The sequence below is a fragment of the Azospirillum brasilense genome (assembly GCF_001315015.1).
In the GTDB taxonomy this organism is placed as follows: Bacteria; Pseudomonadota; Alphaproteobacteria; order Azospirillales; family Azospirillaceae; genus Azospirillum; species Azospirillum brasilense.
The window spans coordinates 1,326,735-1,346,842 of sequence record NZ_CP012915.1 but is presented as its reverse complement, the minus strand read 5'-3'; the positions used below and the strand labels follow the sequence as shown (position 1 = coordinate 1,346,842).

Sequence of the window (20,108 nt, the reverse complement as noted above, 5' to 3'; positions counted from 1 at the left end):
GGCGCGCGATGCGCGCGTTCTGCGGGAGAATGCACATGTCTCGGATGACGAAGACTTTCCTCGGAACCCTGGCCGGCTTCGGCGTGGCGGCGGCGCTGGCTCTGCCCGCGGCGGCGGCCCCCGGCGACATCCACACGGTGACCGGCGAGAAGGTCAACTTGCGCGCCGCCCCGTCCGACAACGCCTCGGTCCGCTCCACCGTCACCCGCGGCGACGAGGTGATCGAGTTGAAGCAGGAGGGCAACTGGATCGGCGTGCGTTCCATGCGCACCGGCGAGGAGGGCTGGGTGTTCGGCGACCTCGTGAAGCGGCAGACCCCCAGCACGCTTGGCGGCGCGTCGTCCGCGGCGTCGGACGCCGGGTTCGGGCGGATCTCCTCGGGCTTCGACGGGCTGCTGGCCGGCATCAACAACCAGCTCGGCTACCGCTTCGCGGAGAAGGTGGAACAGTCGGGCAACGGCGCGCTGCGCGTCATCCCGACCCAGGAATGGCTCTACAACACCAGCCGGGAGGCCAAGATCTACGCGGCGCTGGCGCTTTACGAGATGTGGAAGAACCATAACAATGGGCGTCCGGTCAGCGTGGCGCTGGGCTCCCCCGGCTCCTCGGCCATCGCCATCGAGGATTCGGGGCGGGGGCCGGAGCTGTCGCTGCCCATGATGGGCGCCTCCAAGTAAGAGGGTTCGCGGCGCGGCAAGCATGATGCCGCCGCGCCGCGCCCCATTCTTGATCCGCATCAACGCCAGCGCTTCCCGACGCCGTCCAAATGCCGGTATGGCAGGCCGAAGGGGCGGGAGCGATGAAGTACGTCGATGAATTCCGGGACGCGGCGCTGGCCCGCGGCATCGCCGCCGCCATCGCGCGGGAAGCGGCAACCGGGCGGCCCTATCACCTGATGGAATTCTGCGGCGGCCACACGCACGCGGTGTCCCGCTACGGCATCCCCGATCTGCTGCCGGACAATGTGCGGATGATCCACGGGCCGGGCTGTCCGGTCTGCGTCTTGCCAGTCGGGCGGATCGACGACGCCATCGCCATTGCGCGCCAGCCCGGCGTGATCCTGTGCACCTATGGCGATGTGCTGCGCGTGCCGGGATCGGGACGGGTCAGCCTGCTGAAGGCGAAGGCCGAGGGGGCGGATGTGCGCATGGTCCTGTCCACCATGGACGCCCTGCGCATCGCCGAGGACAACCCGGACCGCGAGGTCGTCTTCCTCGCCATCGGTTTCGAGACGACCACGCCGCCGACCGCGGTGGCCGTCCATGCGGCGCAGGCCAGGGGCCTGAGGAATTTCAGCGTCTTCTGCAACCACGTCCTGACCCCCGCGGCCATCCGGGGCATCATGGACAGCCCTGAGGTGCGGAACCTCGGCACGTTGCCGCTCGACGGCATCGTCGGGCCGGCCCACGTCTCCGTGGTCATCGGCAGCCGTCCCTACGAGTTCGTGGCGGAGACCTATCGCAAGCCGGTGGTGATCGCCGGGTTCGAGCCGCTGGACGTGCTCCAGGCCATCCTGATGCTGATCCGGCAGGCGAACGAGGGGCGGGCCGCGGTGGAGAACCAGTTCACCCGCGCGGTGACCCCGGAGGGCAACCGGAAGGCCCAGCGGCTCGTCGCCGACACTTTCGACGTGCGCCCCAGCTTCGAATGGCGGGGCCTCGGCGCGCTTCCCGACAGCGGCCTGCGGTTGAAGGAGGCGTTCGCCGCCTTCGACGCGGAGCGGCGCTTTGCCGTGCTGGGGCGCGCGGTGCCCGATCACAAGGGCTGCGAATGCGGTGATATTCTCCGCGGGGTGAAGAGACCCAGCGATTGCAGGCTGTTCGGCACCGTCTGCACGCCGGAGAATCCGATGGGCTCCTGCATGGTGTCGGCGGAGGGGGGCTGCGCCGCCCATTACACCTATGGGCGCTTCCGGGACCACCGATTGGCGGTGTCGTGACCGTTGGTTTCAACCGCGAACCGTTTGTCACGAAATATTTCGTCGGGGAAGCTATTCGCCCATTGCACGGCTAACCTTTTGCGGGGGTTCGGAGGACGCTGATAGGTTCGTTCCTGAACAAAAGAACAGGAGGGGACTTCCCGCATGAAACGCCGTTCATTCCTCGCCAGCGCCGGTGTCGGCGTCGCGGCCAGCACCCTGGCGGCTCCGGCCATCGCGCAGAGCACGCCGGAAGTGCATTGGCGCCTTGCTTCCAGCTTCCCGAAGAGCCTGGACACCATCTACGGCGCCGCCGACGTGATTTCGCGCCGCGTCGCCGCCATCACCGACAACAAGTTCACGATCCGCCCCTTCGCCTCCGGTGAGATCGTCCCCGGTCTCCAGGTCCTCGACGCCGTGCAAAACGGCACGGTCGAGTGCGGCCACACCGCCAGCTATTATTATGTCGGCAAGGACCCGACCTTCACCTTTGATTCGACGGTCCCGTTCGGCCTGAACGCGCGTCAGCAGAACGCCTGGATTCTCCAGGGCGGCGGCATGGAGCTGCTGCGCGATTTCTTCAAGGGCTACAACGTCGTCAACTTCCCGGCGGGCAACACCGGCACCCAGATGGGCGGCTGGTTCCGCAAGGAGATCAAGACGGTCCAGGATCTGAGCGGTCTGAAGTTCCGCATCGGCGGCTTTGCCGGCCAGGTGCTGACCAAGCTGGGCGTCGTGCCGCAGCAGATCGCCGGCGGCGACATCTACCCGTCGCTGGAGAAGGGCACCATCGACGCCGCCGAGTGGATCGGCCCCTACGACGACGAGAAGCTCGGCTTCAACAAGGTCGCCAAGTACTACTACTATCCCGGCTGGTGGGAAGGCGGCCTGAACGTGTCGCTGCTCGTCAACCAGCAGAAGTGGGAAGAACTGCCGAAGACCTATCAGGCGGCTCTGGAAGCGGCGTGCTTCGAGGCGCTGGCGATCATGAACGCCAAGTATGACGCCGACAACCCCGCCGCCCTGAAGCGTTTGATCGCCGGAGGCGCCCAAATCCGTCCCTTCCCGCGCGAAGTGCTGCAGGCTTGCTATAAGGCGGCGTACGAGCTGTACGACGAGACCGCCAAGACCAACCCGAAGTTCGCCAAGATCTACGAACCTTGGAAGAAGTTCCGCGACGAAGAGTTCCTGTGGTTCCGCGTTGCTGAGAACAGCTTCGACAACTTCACCTTCACCGCCGATCAGCGACGCTGATGAGAGACCGGTGCGGCGCGTTTCAGCGCCGCACCGCTTCGGCCGTTACTGGGCGACCACTTTCTGGGACAGGCGTTGCAGATCCTGCGACGCGCGGTCGGCGATGCGCTGGGCGGCGACCAGCGTGTCCGTCAGGTTACCGACGTCCGGCGCGATCTCGCCCGCGGCGTCGGACATCTCGTTCAGGGCCTTCACCGCGGTGTCGATCAGGCGGATGACCAGCCCCGCGGGGCCGTTGGCGTTGTCGTACCCAGCCATTCCAAAATCTCCATGGTTGCGCAACCCAGCCCGAACGACACGGGCACGAGTTTCCATGGAGGGGGCGGCCCGCGCAAGCCGCTTGTTGCGGCGCACGCATCCCCGCTTAGACCGGCCGGCGTCAGTGGATGCCCGGCGCTTCCTGCCCGGTGCTCGCCACATACTCGGTGTAGCCGCCGCCGTACTGGTGGATGCCCTCCGGCGTCAGCTCCAGCACCCGGTTCGACAGGGCGGCCAGGAAATGGCGGTCGTGCGAGACGAACAGCATGGTGCCCTCGTACGCGCCCAGCGCCGAAATCAGCATCTGCTTGGTGTCGAGGTCGAGGTGGTTGGTCGGTTCGTCCAGCACCAGGAAGTTGGGCGGGTTGAACAGCATGATCGCCATGACCAGCCGGGCCTTCTCGCCGCCGGACAGCACGCGGCACTTCTTCTCGACATCGTCGCCGGAGAAGCCGAAGCAGCCGGCGAGCGCGCGCAACGCTCCCTGGCTCGCCTGCGGGAAGGAGGTCTCCAGCGATTCGAAGATGGTCTTGTCGCCGTCCAGCAGGTCCATGGCGTGCTGGGAGAAATAGCCCATGCGCACGCTGCCGCCGACCGCGACGGTGCCGCTGTCCGGCTCGGTCGCGCCGGCCACCAGCTTCAGCAGCGTCGATTTTCCGGCGCCGTTGACGCCCATGACGCACCAGCGCTCCTTGCGGCGGATCGTCAGGTCCAGCCCCTCGTAGATGGTCCGGCTGCCGTAGCCCTTGTGCACGTTCTTCAGCACCGCGACGTCGTCGCCGGAGCGCGGAGCCGGCGGGAAGTCGAAGGTCACGATCTGGCGGCGCTTCGGCGGCTCGAAGCGCTCGATCTTGTCGAGCTTCTTCACCCGGCTCTGGACCTGGCTGGCGTGCGAGGCGCGGGCCTTGAAGCGCTCGATGAACTTCAGCTCCTTGGCCAGCATGGCCTGCTGGCGCTCGAACTGCGCCTCCTGCTGCTTCTCGCGCAGCGCCCGCTGGCGCTCGTAGAAGCCGTAGTCGCCGGAGTAGCTGGTCAGCGACCCGCTGTCGATCTCGATGATCTTGTTGACGATGCGGTTCATGAACTCGCGGTCGTGCGAGGTCATCAGCAGGGCGCCCTCGAAGCCCTTGAGGAAGCCTTCCAGCCAGATCAGGCTTTCGATGTCCAGATGGTTGCTCGGTTCGTCGAGCAGCATGACCTCGGGGCGCATCAGCAGGATGCGGGCCAGCGCCACGCGCATCTTCCAGCCGCCGGACAGCATGCCGACGTCCATGTCCATCATTTCCTGGCTGAAGCTGAGGCCGGCCAGCACCTCGCGCGCCTTGCCCTCCAGCTCGTAGCCGCCCAGCTCGTCGAAGCGGGCCTGGACCTCGCCGTAGCGCTCGATGATGGCGTCCATCTCGTCGGCGCGGTCGGGGTCGGCCATGGCGGCTTCCAGCTCGGCCAGTTCCGCGGCGACGGTGCTGACCGGGCCGGCGCCGTCCATCACCTCGGCGACGGCGGAGCGGCCGGACATCTCGCCGACGTCCTGGTTGAAGTAACCGATGGTCGCCTGCTTCTCGATCGCCACCTGTCCGGTGTCCGGCAAATCCTCGCCGGTGATCATGCGGAACAGCGTCGTCTTGCCGGCCCCGTTGGGACCGACCAGCCCGATCTTTTCGCCCCGGTTCAACGCCGCCGATGCTTCGAGGAAGAGGATTCGGTGACCATTCTGCTTGCTGATGTTGTCGAAGCGGATCATGTGCGGCTGCGTTCCTGCGGCGTTGTTCCCATGGCGTGGCGGGGGCTCTTATGCCACAGGATGTGCGGTGCGATGGAGTCCAGATCGGCGCCATGCGAAAATCGCAATCCGAAAACCGTGTGATGGGGAGAATCGCCGTCATGGAACGTCCGCCGCAGGTTTGGGACTATTGGCGCCCCAACGGAAGCGGCATCGTCGAGCTGGGGACGGTACGCGGGCTCGACGTGGCCTTGCCGGTGCATTTCCATCGCGAGGATCAGCTGACCTTCGTTCTTGCCGGGCGGCGGCGCTTCGTCATCGAAGGGGAGTTGTGCGAGGCCGGTCCCGGCGAGGGGGTGCACATCCCGACGGGAACGCCGCACCGCTCGCTGTGCGGGGCGGACGAGGTCGTCTGCATCAACCTCTACACGCCGCCCGGCCTGTACGCCGCGCCAGAGGCGATCGCTGGGCTGGCCCGGCACTGGCGGCGGACGGGCGGGCTGGGTTGGCCCGACCTGACGCGGATCGCCGAGGAGCATCGCCATTCCCTCGGGACCGGGGTGGAGCCCGCATCCGCGTTCACGGGGGGCGAGGCGTGGGACAGCGTCGGCGAGGCGGCCCGCCGCGCCGGGATGAGCCGCGAGGGGTATTCCCGCCGGTTCCGCAAGCACCACGGCGTGCCGCCGCACGCCTTCGCGCTTCAGGAACGTCTGAACGAGGCGCGGTTGCTGCTCCGCGCCGGGGAGCCCATCGCCGCGGTCGCGGCGGACACCGGATTCACCGACCAGAGCCATCTGGGGCGCTGCTTCCGCCGTGCTTTCGGCGTGACTCCGGGCCGCTACCGGGCCGGATAGGTCACATCCGTACCAGACCGCCGCCGCTCCGCCTGCTACCCATCCGGCATTCACCCACAGCCAATCTTGGGAGCATGGCATGTCCATCGCAGTGTCCGCCGTCTCGTACCTCCTGGTGGTCGGCGCCGGGGTCAGCGTTGCGTTGCAGCAGGTCCTCAACGCCAACCTCAGGGCCGACCTCGGCTCGCCCTGGTGGGCGGGCTTCGTCAGCTACGTCGTCGGCATGCTGGCGATGCTGGCGGTGGCACTCCTCGCGCCGGGCCCCCGCCTCGCCGAAGCGGTGAGCGGGGTGGGGTCGTGGGTGACCTGGACCGGCGGGCTGTTCGGCGCGCTGTTCATCGGGACCGCCATCCTGATGGTGCCCCGCCTCGGTGCGGCTACGGTGCTGGCGCTGATCGTGGTCGGCCAGATGCTCGGCTCGCTCGCCTTCGACCATATCGGTCTGCTCGGCCTGCCGCAGCAGCCGATCAGCCCAACCCGCCTGGCCGGCGCCGCCTCCCTGATCCTCGGCGTCGTCCTGATCCGGCTGTAGCGCTCTCAGGCGGTGCGGTGGAGGGCGAAGCCCGACGCGCCAGGGGCTTCCAACTCCGGGCGGAGTTCGAGGCTGGGGATCGCATAGTCGCCGCCGTTCTGGCGGCGGAAGGGAATCGGCGCCGTCGTCTCCAGCGTCCGCATCCGCTCCCGCAAGCCCTCCGCCGCCTGCGCGAAGCCGGTCTCGTCGAAGCGGTCCACCCGGTAGGCGACGAAGGGCGGCAGCACGTCGTAGCCGGGGTAATGCAGGATGCCGTGGTTGATCGGGAACAGCAGGTCTTCGATCGGGCCGTTGATGCCGCGCGGCGCGTAATGCTCGGCCCAGCCGCCCGTCGTCACAACGAGCATGGCGCGCTTGCCGGCGAAGCGACCCTCGCCGTAGCGGTCCCCCCAGCGGCGGTCGCTGTGCTCGCCGACGCCGTAGGCGAGGCCGTAGGCGTAGACGCGGTCGACCCAGCCCTTGAGGATCGCCGGCATGGTGAACCACCAGAGTGGGAATTGCAGGATCAGCGCGTCGGCCCACAGCAGCTTCTCCTGCTCGGCCTTCACATCGTCGGTCAGCGCGTCGGCGGCGAAGGCGGCGCCGGAGGCGGCGGCCACCTTCAGGCGCTCCCCCTCGCCGAGGCTGGGGAAGTCGGCATGGTCCACCGCGGCCTTCCAGTTCATGGCGTAGAGGTCGGAGACCCGCACCGCGTGGCCCTGCGCCTCCAGTTCCGCAACGGCGGTATCGCGCAGGGCGGCGTTGAGGGAGCGGGGGTCGGGGTGGGCAAAGACGATCAGCACGTTCATCACAGGCACCTGTTTGCTTGAAACGCTTGCGCCTCACGCTATGCGGGTGGAGATTGATCCGGTAGACGGGATGAATGGATAGAACTCTGCTGTAAAATGGATCAATCGAGCGCCCTACCCGCCAACGTCACGCTGGACCGCATGCGGACCTTCGTCCGCGTTGCCGAACGGGGAAGCTTGTCGGCGGTGGCGCGCGAGATGGCCATCGGGCAATCCAGCGTCACCCGCCACATCCGCGAGCTGGAGGAGGCGCTGGGCGTCGCTCTGTTCAGCCGCACCACCCGGCGCGTCGTCCTGACCGCGGAGGGCGAGCGCTACCACGCCAACGCCGTCCAGATCCTGCGCCTCGTCGAACAGGCGGGCGACGAGGCGCGCGACACCGGCCGCGCCTCGGCCGGGACGGTGCGCGTGTCCTGCACGGCGGCGCTCGGCGTCCGGCACATCAGCCGGCTGATCTTCGCCTTCCAGGACCGCCATCCGGACATCGCCGTCGATCTCGGCCTGACCGACGAGCGCATCGACCTCGTGCGTGACGGCGTGGACATCGCCATCCGCCTTGGCCCGCTCACCGACAGCTCCCTGAAGCGGCGGGCACTCGGGCTGAGCCGGCGTGTGCTCGTCGGGGCGCCGGCCTGTCTGGAGCGGCACGGCCGGCCGGCGGCGCCGGCCGACCTCGCGCGGTTCGACGGCGTGCGCATGTCGAACATCGCGGGGAGCGACCGGCTGACGCTCGAAGGACCGGACGGCGCCCTCCACGCCGTGTCCCTGGGGGGACGGCTGCGGGTCGATCACGGGCTGGCCGCGCGCGAGGCCTATCTCGCCGGGCGCGGCATTGGCCCGGCCCATGTCTGGCTGGTGGACGACCTGCTCGCCGACGGCCGCCTGGAGGTTCTCCTGCCGGACCACGCGCCGCCCGCCGTGCCGCTCAACCTGCTGATCGTGCCGGAACGGGCCGGCATCGCGCGGGTCCGGCTTCTGGTGGAGTTCCTGGCGGAGACGGTCGCGACCATCCCCGGGATCGAGCGGTCGTCCCGGGGATAGCCGCCCGGGGATAGCCGATGGGGTGACTACGGGGTCGCCCCCTCGGTCACCGCCTCTTTTCTGACCGCCAGGCTGCGGCGGGGCAGGCGCAGGCGCCCGTTGAGGACGAGGTGGGCGACGAGGCCGATCAGCAGACCCCAGAAGGCCCCGCCGATGCCGAGCAGCTTGATGTTCGCGGCGGACGCCAGGAAGGTGATGAGCGCCGCCTCGCGGGACGCCGGGTCGGCCATCGCCCCGGCCAGGCTGCCGCCGATGGTGCCGAGCAGCGCCAGACCGGCGAGCGCGGTGATGAAGGTCGCGGGAAACGCCATGAAGACGGCGGCCAGCGTCACCCCGAACACCCCGACGAGCACGTAGAAGACGCCCGCGGCGATCCCGGCGATCCAGCGCTTGGACGGGTCCTCGTGCGCCTCCTTGCCGGTCGCGATGGCGGCGGTGATGGCGGCGATGTTGAAGGCGTGGGAGCCGAACGGGGCCATGAGCAGCGAGCCGAGGCCGGTCACCGTCACGATGGGGTTGGCGCTCGTCGTGAAGCCGTCGTTCCGCAGGACCAGCATTCCCGGCATGTATTGGCCGGACAGCGTGATCAGGAACAGCGGCAGAGCGACCGACAGCAGCGCGTTCAGCGAGAAGGCCGGCGCGGTGAAGACCGGTGCGGCGAACTCCAGCGACAGCCCCGACAGATCGACGCGGCCCTGCGTCAGCAGGAAGGCCAGCCCGAGGACGAGGATGCCGACCACGGCGTAGCGGGCGGAGAACCGCTTCAGCGCGACATAGGCGACGATCAGCAGCCCGACCAGCAGCGGATCGACGCTGGCCCCGCCGAAGGCCCCGATGCCGAAGGGGAGCAGGATGCCGGCGAGAAGGCCGGAGGCGATGCCGGGCGGGATCAGCCGGATGACCTTCTCGAAGCAGCCCGACAGGCCGAGCGCGACGAAGGCCGCCGCCGAGATCATGTAGGCACCGACCGCCTCGGCGTAGGGTGTCGTCGCCAGCGCGGTGACGAGGAACGCCGCGGCCGGGGTGGACCAGGCGGTGATGATCGGCTCGCGATGGCGCCAGCTCAGGAACAGCCCGGTCAACCCGACGCCGATGGAAACCGACCAGACCCAGGAGGCGGTGAGGTCGGGGCTGAGGCCCGCGACCTTCGCCGCCTGGAAGACCAGGATGAAGGTGCCGCCGTAATTGACGATGACGGAGATCAGGCCCGCCACGACGGGGTGGGTGAGATCGTTGAGGCGGATGGGGGCGGAATTGGGTGGCATGGTTGCGCGAAACCTCCGGACGGTTCGAGCCGCAAGGGCGATGAGCGGCCTTGACAACTACCTGACCAATGGCCTGATGTGCCCATCCGCTTTATCGAAGAAGGCCAGACCAATTGTTCCGGCATTCCCAGCTCGAGTCCGTGAAGGCGTGGATCGCCAACCCCGCCCATGCGGCGATGCCGCTCCACGCGCGGATCCAGCGGGCCGTCCGGCAATTGATCGTCGACGGCGCGCTTGGACCGGGCAAGCCGCTGCCCGCCTCGCGCGCGCTCGCTGCTTCGCTGGGGGTGTCGCGCGACACGATCGAGGCGGCCTACGCCCAGCTTCACGCCGAAGGCTTCATCGACCGGCGCGTCGGCAGCGGCAGCTTCGTCGCGGAAATCACCGAGTTCACCCCCGGCCGCCGCCTGTCCCGGCGCGACACGCTCCTGAGCGACCCGACGCCGGCGCTCAGCCGGCGCGGGGCTGCCGTGTTCGAGGGCGGCGGCGTGCGCGAGATGCCGGTGCCCCGGCCCTTCGCCCATGGCGTTCCGGAAACCCGGACCTTTCCGCTTGCACTCTGGGAACGGCTGGAGCGTCAGGTGCGCAAGGAGGTCGGCGCGCAAAGCCTGTTCCACGGCGACCCGCAGGGGACCGAGCCGCTGCGCCGCGCCATCGCCGACTATGTGAACCTGGAACGCGGCGCGCGCGCCACCGCCGACCGCGTTCTGGTGCTGACCAGTTCGCAACAGGCGATGTCGCTCTGCGCGACCCTGCTGTTCGACCCCGGCGACGGGATTTTCCTGGAGGACCCAGCCTATTACGGGGCGCGCAAGGCGTTCGAGGCGGCGGGGCTGGACTGCGTTCCGGTCCGCGTCGACCGGCAGGGCATCGTCGTCGATCACATCCTGGCCGAGCCGCAGCGGGCGAAGGCGGTGTTCCTGACGCCGTCCCACCAGTTCCCGACCGGCGCGACGCTGGCGCTGGACCGCCGTCTGGCCCTGATCGAGTGGGCGGCCCGGCATCAGGCCTGGATCATCGAGGACGACTATGACAGCGAGTTCCGCTACGCGGGCAAGCCGACGGCCTGCGTGCAGGGGCTCGATCCGCATGGCCGCACCATCTACATCGGCACCTTCACCAAATCGCTCTTTCCCGGATTGCGGATCGGCTACGCCGTGCTGCCGCCGTCGCTCGTGAAGCCGATGACGGTGGCACGCACCCTGCTGGACGGCCACACGGCGCCGATGGCGCAGCTCACGCTGGCCCGCTTCATGGAGGGTGGGCATTTCGGGGCGCATGTCCGGACGATGCGCGGCGTCTACGCCGAGCGCCTCGATGCGCTGGCGGGTCTCGTCCGTAAACACCTGTCGGACTTCGTCGAGCCGCAGGTGCCCATCGGCGGCCTGCAGATGCCCTGCCTGCTGACCGGCGACCTTACGGAGCGCACCGCCGTCGACGCGGCGCGGCGGGCCGGGATCGAACTGCTCGGCCTGTCGGCGCTGCACGCCGCCGGCGACGGCAAGGCCGGTTTCCTGATGGGCTTCGCGGCCTACACGCCTTTCGAAATCGAGACCGCGGTCAGGAGGCTGGAGACGGCGTTCCGCGCGGCGACGAAGCCGTAAATTCGGCGGGTCTCCGGAACAAGGAGAATTGGTCTGGGCCGTTGCTGGAAAATGGCTGGGTACAGCGAGCCATTTGTCTGGTATCCGGGAGCCGATCAATCCACGACGTTCTCGGCGCGGGAGCGGGAGGCGACCCATGCACAAAACGGCACTGGCGATCCGGCACGTCCATTTTGAAGACCTCGGCATCTTCGGCGCGGTGCTGTCGGATGCCGGCTACTCCGTCCACTATCACGATCTCGACGCGGCGCCTTTCGCGACGATCGATCCTCTGGAACCGGATTTGCTGATCGTCCTCGGCGGTCCCGTCGGGGTCTATGAAAGCGACGCCTATCCGTATCTCGCCGAGGAATCCTCGCTCCTGGCGGCAAGGCTGGCCGCGGGGCGCCCGACGCTCGGCATCTGCCTCGGGGCGCAGCAGATTGCCAAGGCGCTCGGCGCGGCGGTGCGTCCCATGGGCCACAAGGAAATCGGCTTCGGGCCGCTCACGCTGACCGATGCCGGACGGGCCGGGCCGCTTCGCCATCTGGAGGGCGTTCCGGTGCTTCATTGGCACGGGGACGCCTTCCACATCCCTGCCGGGGCGGAGGGCTTGGCGTCGACGCCGCTCTGCGCTACCCAAGGGTTTTCGGTTGGCCGCCACACGCTGGCCCTGCAATTCCATCCGGAGGTCGATGTGGCCGCCGGCATCGAGCGATGGCTGACGGGCCATGCCGCCGAACTGGCCGGGGCTGGCATCGACCCGCGCGTGCTGCGCGGTCAAGCGGCGCGGATCGGCCCGGAATTGCGCGAGGCCGGGCAAAGGATGCTGGCCGAGTGGCTTCAGGCCGTGCCCTGATTCCTGTGCGGCGAGGCGGGATGCATTTTCACCGATCTGCACGACGCTGCCGATCTGTGGCACAGTCCGCTCCAACGAGCCGCCTCACAGGGAACTTGAATGAACGACGCCGCAAAGAACGTGCTGATCGACGGCATGGAGCGTTGGAGCGCCTTCATCGAAGCGAACGCCTCCTGGGCGGAGGTGATCTTCTTCCTGTGCGCGTTCGCGGAGTCCCTGGCCTTCGTGGGGTTCGTGGTGCCGGGTGTGGTGTTGATCGCCACGGCGGGCGCGCTGGTCGCCTCCGGCGCCCTCGGCTTCTGGCAGGTCTACGTCGCCCTCGCGCTGGGCGCGGTGCTGGGCGACGCCGTGTCCTATTGGCTCGGCCGGGTGTTCGGCGATCGGGTCCCGGTTGTCTGGCCGTTCCGTCAGCGGCCGGAACTGCTGGAGCGGGGCAGCCGATTCTTCCTGCGCCATGGCGGCAAGAGCGTCTTCTTTGCCCGCTTCCTCGGGCCGCTGCGGCCGGTGGTGCCGATCACCGCCGGGATGATGGCGATGCCGCACCACAGCTTCCAGACCGCCAACCTGCTGTCCGCGGTGATCTGGGTGCCTTTGATGATGGCGCCCGGCATCGCCATCGCGAAGGGGATCGGCATCGACGAACTTCTGTCCGGCGCCACGGCGACGCCGGCCGTTACCCGGAGTGGGGGCGACACGCCCTGCGTGCTGGCACCGCCGATTTCCGGCGAGCCGCCACGGTGCTGAGGGGCAGCCCGGCGTGCCACAGGCTGCATGAGGCGGTGAGCGGCCGAGGCATCAGTGCATCACAAGGGGGTTCCGTAGACCGCATCGACGTTTGAGAACAGAGCGGGTTGTCCAAACCGCCCGCTCCCTCCTCACGCTCAGACAGCGCGGTGTCCCTTATGGAAGACGTCCGTAATGTCCCAAGCGGAGTCATGGGAAACCCATGCCGCTATGCAGGCAATGCGAGGCGCAATCGAACGAAATTTTATATATGGCTGATCGACTGCATGCTAACGTAGTGCATCTGGTTGAATGGTCGCTTATCTATGGGAGAGAAGCATGCGTGTGGGTACGATTGGTGTCTTTCTGGCCTCAGCTTTATTAGCAAACTGCGCCGGAAAAGTGGACTACACCCCACCGCAGGTATATAGCAATGCCACAAATACCAAGGCGATCAACAAGACGAAAGAACAGGTCTGGTCTGAGCTAATCCCTGCGCTTTCTAAGGATTTCTTTGTTATCAACAATCTGGATAAATCCAGTGGCTTGATCAACGTCAGCTATGCTGGCGATCCGTCGAGCTATATTGATTGCGGTACAATCACTTCGTATGTCAAGAATGCTCGTGGTGAGCGTACTTATACATTCAATGGTGCTGAAAAGTATAAGCAATACGAGATCATGACAAATGATAACCTGATTTTTGTGGAGCGAAAAGCTGATCTCGAAGGGCGTATGAATATTATAGTCTCGGAGTCTGGGAAAAACCAATCTGTGCTTACGGCAAATACAAGGTATGTACTGACTGTCTCATCAAGGGTGTCCGATGTCGCTGGGAATCAGGTTTCTCAGAATAATATGATTAGCTTTAACACTGGCGGTGTCGGCCAGGGGCGAGAAACCATATGTCGCCCCAACGGAAAGCTTGAGCAGACGATTCTTGGTCTGGTTAATTGAGAATAGGGCGTCATGCCTCATCGGTATTCATTGTAACGCTTTTTAAGATTTCAAGCGATCCGCCCGTTTCCAACGGTGGATCGCTTGGAGCAACACCCCGTTGTCTTTTGCAAACCGGATGTGGCGAACCGTACCGTTGGTTGGCCGTATCCATGGGACCATGCCCGAACCACCCCACGCGTCGAGTCGATAGAAGGTTTCCAACGCCAGCTTGTCGGACGCGCCGCTGATCGTCGTCACGGACCGCATTTTGAGTAGCCGCAGTTCAGGCAGTTGTCGCAGTTCTCCTGCCGGATCAGGCCGGGCTGGCCACATTTCGGGCATTGGCGAAGAGGTACCGGTTCGGTTCCGATGACCACGGGATCGGGATCGGGATCGGGATCTGAGGCGGGGGGCGGCACGCTCACCGTCCGGTCATCCGGCAGCATATTGATGGCTTTCAGGTGCCGTTCGATCACATCCCCGATGGCCGCCAGCAACGAGGGGACGTAACGGCCCTGCATCCAGGCGCCACCGCGCGGGTCGAAGACCGCCTTCAATTCCTCCACGACGAAACCGACCTCGCCACCGCGGCGGAACACGGCGGAGATCATCCGCGTCAGCGCCACGGTCCAGGCGTAATGCTCCATGTTCTTGGAGTTGATGAAGACCTCGAAGGGGCGGCGGCGTCCGTTTTCCACGATGTCGTTGATGGTGATGTACATGGCGTGGTCGCTGTCCGGCCAGCGCACCTTGTAGGTCTCGCCCGGCAAGGTCTCTGGACGGTCGGGCGGCTTGGCCGTCAGGACGCCCGTGCCCTGAGCCGGGGAGGGGGGCTGGGTTGGGGACGAAGCCGTGCTCTCCTTTTTCACCGACAGGACGGAGCCGGTGACCGCATTCGGGCGGTAGGTGGTGCAGCCCTTGCAGCCCAGTTCATAGGCCTGCCAATAGACGTCCTTGAAGGTGTCGAAGGGCAGATCCTCCGGACAGTTGATGGTCTTGGAGATGGAGCTGTCGATATGGCGCTGGGCCGCCGCCTGCATCACCACATGCTCCGCCGGGGTCAGGGACTGCGCGTCCACGAAGTACTCGGGCAGGGGCTGTTCGGTCCCGAACCGCGCGCGGAACAGCCGGTAGGCGTGGTCGCTCACCTCTTCCGTCCGGCGGGTGCCGTCGGGCATCAGGACGGTGCGTTCGTAGCTGTAGGAGAAGACCGGCTCGATTCCCGACGACACATTGTCGGCGAACAGCGAGATCGTGCCGGTCGGCGCGATGGAGGTCAGCAGCGCGTTGCGGATGCCATGCTCGGCGATCAGGGCGCGCACGTCCTCGTCCAGCCCGCGCACCATCGGGGCGTTCAGATAGGCGTCGCGGTCATAGAGCGGGAAAGCGCCCTTCTCCGCGGCGAGCAAGGCGGAGGCGCGGTAGGCCTCGTTGCGGATGGCCTTCAGCCAGGACTCGGTCAGCGCCACCGCCGCCTCGCCGCCATAGCGCGCGCGGCAGAGGATCAGCGCGTCGGCCAGCCCGGTGACGCCCAGTCCGATGCGGCGCTTGGCGTGGGCCTCCCGCGCCTGCGGCTCCAGAGGGAAGCGCGAGGCGTCCACCACATTGTCCATCATCCGCACGGCGAGTGCCGTCAGCTCCTTCAGCCGGGCGGTGTCGAGCCGGGTCGTCTCCTCGAACGGGTCCAGCACCAGGGCGGCGAGGTTGATCGAGCCGAGCAGGCAGGCGCCGTAGGGGGGCAGCGGCTGCTCCCCACATGGGTTGGTGGCGGAGATGGACTCGCAATAACGCAGGTTGTTCTGCCCATTCACCCGATCGATGAAGATGACGCCCGGTTCCGCATAGGCGTAGGTGGCCTGCATGATGCGGTCCCACAGGCCGCGGGCCCGCACTTCGCGGTGGACCTGCCCGTCGAAGACCAGCGGCCAGGGCCGGTCCTCCCGTACGGCGTCCATGAAGGTGTCGGTGACCAGGACCGACAGGTTGAACATGCGCAGCCGGCCGGGCTCGCGCTTGGCGTCGATGAAATCCTCGATGTCGGGATGGTCGCAGCGCAGGGTCGCCATCATCGCGCCGCGCCGGGCGCCCGCCGACATGATGGTGCGGCACATGCTGTCCCACACGTCCATGAAGGACAGCGGGCCGGAGGCGTCGGCGCCCACACCCTTAACGAGGGCGCCCTTGGGCCGCAGGGTGGAGAAGTCGTATCCGATGCCGCCGCCCTGCTGCATGGTCAGCGCCGCTTCGCGCAGATGGGCAAAGATGGCGCCGAGGTCGTCCTCGATCCGCCCCATGACGAAGCAGTTGAACAGCGTCACCGTCCGCCCGGTGCCGGCCCCGGCCAGGATGCGCCCGGCGGGCAGGAACTCGAAACGGGACAGCGCCCGCTCGAATCGCGGCGCCCAGACCGCCGGATCGGACTCGGGCGCGGCGAGCGCCGTGGCGACGCGGCGCCATGTGTCGGCGATGGTCTGGTCGATGGGGTCGCCCGCGGCGGACTTGAAGCGGTACTTCATGTCCCAGATCCGCTGGGAAATGGTGGCGATCCCCGTCATGCATCCTCCCCTTGCGCGGGCGGCCGGTCCGCACGTCCGGTCCGCCGACAGCGGTGCCCAAGAGTAGGGGGCGCCCTTCCAGGGGTCAACCGTGGGGGCGGCCCGGCTGTTCCTCTTGCGTTCCGGCCTCTTGCTTCCCGCCGTCAGTTGCTGATCCGCTCCCGCTGATCCGGCATCGCCTTGAGCGTCGCAACGATCTGGCTGCTGTCGGCGCTGGACCCGCACAGGCCGAGCGCGGTCTCGCCGAAGTCCACGAGGCTGTGATGGCGCGGGGCCGGCGCCCGCTCCAGCGGCACCAGCCACGCCGCGTGCCCGCGCGCCGTCAGGGCGTCGAAGTAGCCGCGCTGGGTGTCGAACGGGATGTTGGTCTCGCGCGGGTCGCCGATGACGAAGACGCGGCGTTCGGGATCGCGCGGGATGCGGTCGAGCGAGTCGGCGGGGTCGAACCAGCCCTGCGGCCGGGCCAGCACCGTCCGCAGCCCGCGCGCCTCCAGATAGGCCCGGTAGGCCGGCGCGCCGGAGGAGATCACCGCGCAGCGCAGGTCGTGGCGGCGGGCGAGGAACTCGGCGGTCAGCGTGCCGCCGGCGCTGTGCCCGCCCAGTGCCCATTCCGCCACGCCATAGCGGGCCTTCAGGACGTCGAGCAGGGCGTTCATCAGCGCGGCCTCGCGCGGCGTGTGGCGGGTCGTCCAGAAACGGCCGGAGCTGCCATAGGCACCGGGCCGGGCGAGGAACAGGAAGGGGATGCCGAACCGCTCCGCCAGGGCGCGTTCCTGGTCGATCATGGAGGCGACGCCCAGCCCCTCCTGGTGGCCGACGGAGGTCGGCTTGGTCCCCATGATGTCGCCATGCATCCAGGCCGCGGCGATGGGGTTGGGGCCGGGGGCGGGGCGCAGGCCCGCCGCGTAGTAGCGCAGGCACTCCCCGCGCCCGTCCACCTCGACCCAGGCGGCGGTGTGCTGGGCCTCCAGCGCGGCGCAGGCCTTGCGGGTGATGGTGACTCCCCCGGTCACCGCGGCGTTGGAGAAGCGCTCCGCGCTCGGCTGCGACTGGGCGTCGGCGTCCGTCGCCGTCACCATCGACAGCGCAAGACCGGCGAGGAAGGCGAAGGCCGCGCCCCGGCGCATCAGGAAGCGGTTTCGCTCACCGCGGCGGTGGCCGGTTCCGCCGCCTTCGGCCGCACGGTCGCCGGTCCGCCGGCGGCGACGACCAGCCGGTCGGTGGCCGCCTCCAGCCGCTCCTCCAACTCCTGCATGGCCTTGGCGCGGCCCAGGCCCGCTGGGATGGGGGGCAGGAATTCCACGATGATGGTGCCCGGCCGCTTGATGAAGCTGTTGCGCGCCCAGTAGAGGCCGGCGTTCAGCGCCATCGGCACGATGGGGATTTTAAGATGGTCGTAGAGCACGCCGACGCCGATCCGGTAGGGGCGGTAGGCGCCGACGGCGACGCGCGTGCCCTGCGGGAAAATCACGATGGGCCGACCCTCGTCCCGCACCGGACGGGCGTTCCGGACCATCGAGGCGACGGCGCGGCCCTTGGCGCCGCGGTCGACGGCGATCATCCGGGACCTGGCGGCGTACCAGCCCCAGATGGGAATCCACAGAAGCTCGCGCTTCAGGATGATCGCCGGGTCGTTGACGAGGAAGTGCAGCTTCATCGTCTCCCAGGCCGACTGGTGCTTGGCCGCCAGAATGAAGGACCCGCTCCGAGGGACATGCTCCCGCCCGCGCACCTCGTAACGGATGCCGACGAGCGTACGCTCCAGCCACGAGACGGTTCCGAAATACCACGTGATCACGCGGATCATGCTGCGTCGCGGCAGCAGCAGCGACCACAGGATGCCGACGCAGATGACCGCCGTCCACACATAGAAGGCGACGTTGAAGGCGAGGGAGCGCAGGAAGATCATGGCCGGGAACTTGTCAGGATTCGATCAGCTTCTCAAGCTCGGAGCACGCCCCGGACACGGTGCGGCCCATGATGACGCGTTGCGGCGCTCCAAACCCGAGCCACAAGCGCACGACACCTCCTTTTGGTCAAGAAAGCGGCTTTGGCTTTCTTGTAAAACAAGATTGCTTGAGATTTTTTCGCGAAATGGTAGATTGAAATTTGATAAATAATCCATTGGGGTTGCTGTCTTGGCTGATATTCTCGGTGGAGCGGGTGACGATCATCTGGTGGGCGGTGACGGTGACGACACGCTGTACGGCGGGGCGGGTACCGATACCTTGTTTGGAGGCCTTGGAAACGACGTGTTCCGGTTCGCTCCGGAAACGGGCTATCCCCACGCCGTCATCAAGGATTTCAATGACGGCGACCGTATCGATCTGGCGGCGTTGAACCTGCCCTTCATTGGAGAAGCACCGATTGCGGGAATGCCCGCCGGGTACCACGGGATAGGGCACATCCGCTACAGCGTCGTGGCGGGCAACACCCAGATCGTCATCGACAAAAATGGCGACGGCATGTTGAGCCGGACCATCACGCTGGAGGGGCGGCATGCCCTTGAGGAGCTTGCCGGTTCCTCGGGCATTCTGGTTCGCGTGCAGGACCGTGCGGTCGGCGGCACCGGCGGAAACGACTTGCTGGATGGTGGAGGCGGCCACGACACCCTGATGGGAGGTGCCGGGAACGACACTTTGCGCGGGTTTGGAGGCAACGACAGCTTGGACGGTGGTGACGGTGACGACAGTCTCATCGCCGGGGGTGGTGCGGATACGTTGGCCGGCGGAGATGGGAACGACACGCTGGTGAGTGGTGGCGGGCACATCGTCATGACCGGCGGGGCCGGGCATGATGTCTTCCGCATCCTGCCTACGGACCGACATGACCCCGTCCAGATCACCGATTTCAGCAAGGACGACCGTATCGACCTGTCAGCCCTGGGCATGCCCTTTCTCGGGGAGCTGCCGTATCCCGGCGTGCCGGACGGCTATCGGGGTCGGGGATTCATTTATTACCGGACCACTGCCAAATCCACACTGATCGAGATCGATCGGGACGGTGACGGCATGATGGACCGCACCATCATTCTGGACAAGGGGCTGGTCCTGAACCAGCTGCCCGGAGCGCCGGGCGTCCTGGTGTTGCCAGGCTACCAACCGCCTCCGGAGAGCCCGCCTGGCAATGGCGGTCCGTCTGGCAACCACCGCTTTGTTTCCGGAGGAGGGGAAAACGACGCCCTTTCCGGCGGCAGCGGCGACGACTCGCTGTTGGGAGGCGGCGGAAACGATCTCATTGGGGGCGGCGACGGTGCCGACCTCATCAGCGGCGACGACGGTGATGACACGCTGCTTGGGGAGGACGGAACCGACACCGTGATCGGCGGGCTGGGTGACGATGTCGTCTTCGGCATGGACGGTGACGATCTTCTGACCGGCGACGAAGGCGCGGATACCATCGTCGGCGGTGACGGAGCCGATTCGATCCTGGGTGGCGACGGTGACGATCTTGTGGGCGGCGGCGGCGATAATGATCTGATCGACGGTGGCGCGGGCAACGACACGGTGATTGGGGATGCCGGGAACGACACGCTGTTCGGTGGGGACGGTGACGACCTTCTGCGCGGTTTCGCCGGTGACGATTGGTTGATCGGCGGAGCCGGACGGGACGTCTTCTTGTTTGGCTTCGGCGACGGTCACGACCTCGTGTTCGATTTCAACCCGGAGGAAGACACGTTGAGCTTTGCCGACGTCACCGTTGTCCAACTGATCGCGGGAGCCAAAATCTCAGGTGGGAACACGGTGTTTTCCCTGTCCGACGGCAGCACTCTCACGGTGATCGGGCGCACCGGCATTACGGACGCCTGGTTCACCTGAA

General features: G+C 67.1%; 19 protein-coding genes. 11 read left to right on the top strand and 8 right to left on the bottom strand.

The annotated features are described in order from the left end of the window. The first annotated feature begins 44 nt into the window (after window positions 1-44). The 3 genes from AMK58_RS19800 to AMK58_RS19790 all read left to right on the top strand — a co-directional run bounded on the left by AMK58_RS19800 (window position 45) and on the right by AMK58_RS19790 (window position 3,172). Complete coding sequence (locus AMK58_RS19800) at window positions 45-677, top strand: SH3 domain-containing protein (RefSeq protein WP_035678448.1); 633 nt, start codon at window positions 45-47, stop codon at window positions 675-677. 122 nt (window positions 678-799) lie between these two features. Beyond that, on the top strand, window positions 800-1,939 hold the full coding sequence (hypD, locus tag AMK58_RS19795; protein WP_059399325.1) for a hydrogenase formation protein HypD: 1,140 nt from the start codon (window positions 800-802) through the stop codon (window positions 1,937-1,939). 144 nt (window positions 1,940-2,083) lie between these two features. Then, on the top strand, window positions 2,084-3,172 hold the full coding sequence (locus AMK58_RS19790) for a TRAP transporter substrate-binding protein (RefSeq protein WP_035678450.1): 1,089 nt from the start codon (window positions 2,084-2,086) through the stop codon (window positions 3,170-3,172). Window positions 3,173-3,217: 45 nt separating this feature from the next. On the opposite strand, the gene AMK58_RS19785 is transcribed toward AMK58_RS19790, so the two are convergent. Together AMK58_RS19785 and AMK58_RS19780 are read right to left on the bottom strand one after the other, a co-directional pair. Further along, window positions 3,218-3,430, bottom strand: coding sequence for a hypothetical protein (locus AMK58_RS19785; protein ID WP_035678452.1), 213 nt, complete (start codon window positions 3,428-3,430; stop codon window positions 3,218-3,220). A gap of 121 nt (window positions 3,431-3,551) precedes the next feature. After that, complete coding sequence (locus AMK58_RS19780; RefSeq protein ID WP_035678456.1) at window positions 3,552-5,171, bottom strand: ABC-F family ATP-binding cassette domain-containing protein; 1,620 nt, start codon at window positions 5,169-5,171, stop codon at window positions 3,552-3,554. Window positions 5,172-5,311: 140 nt separating this feature from the next. Here AMK58_RS19780 and AMK58_RS19775 point away from each other — a divergent pair, with 140 nt between their 5' ends. Next, window positions 5,312-6,004, top strand: a complete 693-nt coding sequence (locus tag AMK58_RS19775; protein ID WP_035678457.1) for an AraC family transcriptional regulator — start codon at window positions 5,312-5,314, stop codon at window positions 6,002-6,004. 79 nt (window positions 6,005-6,083) lie between these two features. Beyond that, window positions 6,084-6,536, top strand: a complete 453-nt coding sequence (locus AMK58_RS19770; protein ID WP_035678458.1) for a DMT family transporter — start codon at window positions 6,084-6,086, stop codon at window positions 6,534-6,536. A 5-nt stretch (window positions 6,537-6,541) separates the two neighbouring features. On the opposite strand, the gene AMK58_RS19765 is transcribed toward AMK58_RS19770, so the two are convergent. Then, window positions 6,542-7,324: an NAD(P)H-dependent oxidoreductase gene (locus AMK58_RS19765; protein ID WP_035678459.1), complete on the bottom strand. Its 783-nt coding sequence runs from the start codon at window positions 7,322-7,324 to the stop codon at window positions 6,542-6,544. Window positions 7,325-7,420: 96 nt separating this feature from the next. Between AMK58_RS19765 and AMK58_RS19760 the strand changes: the two genes are divergently transcribed. Further along, window positions 7,421-8,365: a LysR family transcriptional regulator gene (locus AMK58_RS19760; RefSeq protein ID WP_035678460.1), complete on the top strand. Its 945-nt coding sequence runs from the start codon at window positions 7,421-7,423 to the stop codon at window positions 8,363-8,365. A gap of 26 nt (window positions 8,366-8,391) precedes the next feature. Here AMK58_RS19760 and AMK58_RS19755 read toward each other — a convergent pair whose 3' ends face one another. After that, window positions 8,392-9,630, bottom strand: a complete 1,239-nt coding sequence (locus AMK58_RS19755; RefSeq protein ID WP_035678461.1) for a benzoate/H(+) symporter BenE family transporter — start codon at window positions 9,628-9,630, stop codon at window positions 8,392-8,394. A gap of 113 nt (window positions 9,631-9,743) precedes the next feature. Between AMK58_RS19755 and pdxR the strand changes: the two genes are divergently transcribed. From pdxR to AMK58_RS30605, 4 genes are all read left to right on the top strand, one after another. After that, window positions 9,744-11,234: a MocR-like pyridoxine biosynthesis transcription factor PdxR gene (pdxR, locus tag AMK58_RS19750; protein WP_035678463.1), complete on the top strand. Its 1,491-nt coding sequence runs from the start codon at window positions 9,744-9,746 to the stop codon at window positions 11,232-11,234. Window positions 11,235-11,370: 136 nt separating this feature from the next. After that, window positions 11,371-12,072, top strand: coding sequence for a glutamine amidotransferase (locus tag AMK58_RS19745; RefSeq protein ID WP_035678466.1), 702 nt, complete (start codon window positions 11,371-11,373; stop codon window positions 12,070-12,072). 99 nt (window positions 12,073-12,171) lie between these two features. Then, window positions 12,172-12,816: a DedA family protein gene (locus tag AMK58_RS19740; protein ID WP_211105205.1), complete on the top strand. Its 645-nt coding sequence runs from the start codon at window positions 12,172-12,174 to the stop codon at window positions 12,814-12,816. A gap of 318 nt (window positions 12,817-13,134) precedes the next feature. After that, the gene (locus tag AMK58_RS30605; RefSeq protein ID WP_137165218.1) at window positions 13,135-13,752 is read left to right on the top strand and encodes an Ig-like domain-containing domain; all 618 of its coding nucleotides are present in this window, start codon (window positions 13,135-13,137) and stop codon (window positions 13,750-13,752) included. Between the two features lie 42 nt (window positions 13,753-13,794). Here the strand turns inward: AMK58_RS30605 and AMK58_RS30600 are convergent, their stop codons facing one another. The 4 genes from AMK58_RS30600 to AMK58_RS19725 all read right to left on the bottom strand — a co-directional run bounded on the left by AMK58_RS30600 (window position 13,795) and on the right by AMK58_RS19725 (window position 18,198). Next, entirely contained in the window at window positions 13,795-13,992 is a 198-nt protein-coding gene (locus AMK58_RS30600; RefSeq protein ID WP_137165219.1) for a hypothetical protein, read from the bottom strand. Continuing rightward, the gene (locus AMK58_RS19735) at window positions 13,989-16,289 is read right to left on the bottom strand and encodes an adenosylcobalamin-dependent ribonucleoside-diphosphate reductase (protein WP_035678469.1); all 2,301 of its coding nucleotides are present in this window, start codon (window positions 16,287-16,289) and stop codon (window positions 13,989-13,991) included. The genes AMK58_RS30600 and AMK58_RS19735 overlap by 4 nt, the downstream gene beginning before the upstream one ends. A gap of 143 nt (window positions 16,290-16,432) precedes the next feature. Then, window positions 16,433-17,416, bottom strand: a complete 984-nt coding sequence (locus AMK58_RS19730) for an alpha/beta hydrolase family protein (RefSeq protein ID WP_035678472.1) — start codon at window positions 17,414-17,416, stop codon at window positions 16,433-16,435. Beyond that, entirely contained in the window at window positions 17,416-18,198 is a 783-nt protein-coding gene (locus AMK58_RS19725) for a lysophospholipid acyltransferase family protein (protein WP_059399324.1), read from the bottom strand. The genes AMK58_RS19730 and AMK58_RS19725 overlap by 1 nt, the downstream gene beginning before the upstream one ends. A gap of 229 nt (window positions 18,199-18,427) precedes the next feature. Here AMK58_RS19725 and AMK58_RS31795 point away from each other — a divergent pair, with 229 nt between their 5' ends. Further along, on the top strand, window positions 18,428-20,107 hold the full coding sequence (locus AMK58_RS31795; RefSeq protein WP_079285422.1) for a calcium-binding protein: 1,680 nt from the start codon (window positions 18,428-18,430) through the stop codon (window positions 20,105-20,107). Window position 20,108: the final 1 nt, after the last annotated feature.

Bases quoted from the DNA above. Each gene is read 5' to 3' on its own strand.
- AMK58_RS19800 (WP_035678448.1), top strand. From the start codon at position 45: ATGACGAAGACTTTCCTCGGAACCCTGGCCGGCTTCGGCGTGGCGGCG.
- hypD (WP_059399325.1), top strand. From the start codon at position 800: ATGAAGTACGTCGATGAATTCCGGGACGCGGCGCTGGCCCGCGGCATC.
- AMK58_RS19790 (WP_035678450.1), top strand. From the start codon at position 2,084: ATGAAACGCCGTTCATTCCTCGCCAGCGCCGGTGTCGGCGTCGCGGCC.
- AMK58_RS19785 (WP_035678452.1), bottom strand. From the start codon at position 3,430: ATGGCTGGGTACGACAACGCCAACGGCCCCGCGGGGCTGGTCATCCGC.
- AMK58_RS19780 (WP_035678456.1), bottom strand. From the start codon at position 5,171: ATGATCCGCTTCGACAACATCAGCAAGCAGAATGGTCACCGAATCCTC.
- AMK58_RS19775 (WP_035678457.1), top strand. From the start codon at position 5,312: ATGGAACGTCCGCCGCAGGTTTGGGACTATTGGCGCCCCAACGGAAGC.
- AMK58_RS19770 (WP_035678458.1), top strand. From the start codon at position 6,084: ATGTCCATCGCAGTGTCCGCCGTCTCGTACCTCCTGGTGGTCGGCGCC.
- AMK58_RS19765 (WP_035678459.1), bottom strand. From the start codon at position 7,324: ATGAACGTGCTGATCGTCTTTGCCCACCCCGACCCCCGCTCCCTCAAC.
- AMK58_RS19760 (WP_035678460.1), top strand. From the start codon at position 7,421: ATGGATCAATCGAGCGCCCTACCCGCCAACGTCACGCTGGACCGCATG.
- AMK58_RS19755 (WP_035678461.1), bottom strand. From the start codon at position 9,630: ATGCCACCCAATTCCGCCCCCATCCGCCTCAACGATCTCACCCACCCC.
- AMK58_RS19745 (WP_035678466.1), top strand. From the start codon at position 11,371: ATGCACAAAACGGCACTGGCGATCCGGCACGTCCATTTTGAAGACCTC.
- AMK58_RS19740 (WP_211105205.1), top strand. From the start codon at position 12,172: ATGAACGACGCCGCAAAGAACGTGCTGATCGACGGCATGGAGCGTTGG.
- AMK58_RS30605 (WP_137165218.1), top strand. From the start codon at position 13,135: ATGCGTGTGGGTACGATTGGTGTCTTTCTGGCCTCAGCTTTATTAGCA.
- AMK58_RS19735 (WP_035678469.1), bottom strand. From the start codon at position 16,289: ATGACGGGGATCGCCACCATTTCCCAGCGGATCTGGGACATGAAGTAC.
- AMK58_RS19730 (WP_035678472.1), bottom strand. From the start codon at position 17,416: ATGCGCCGGGGCGCGGCCTTCGCCTTCCTCGCCGGTCTTGCGCTGTCG.
- AMK58_RS19725 (WP_059399324.1), bottom strand. From the start codon at position 18,198: ATGATCTTCCTGCGCTCCCTCGCCTTCAACGTCGCCTTCTATGTGTGG.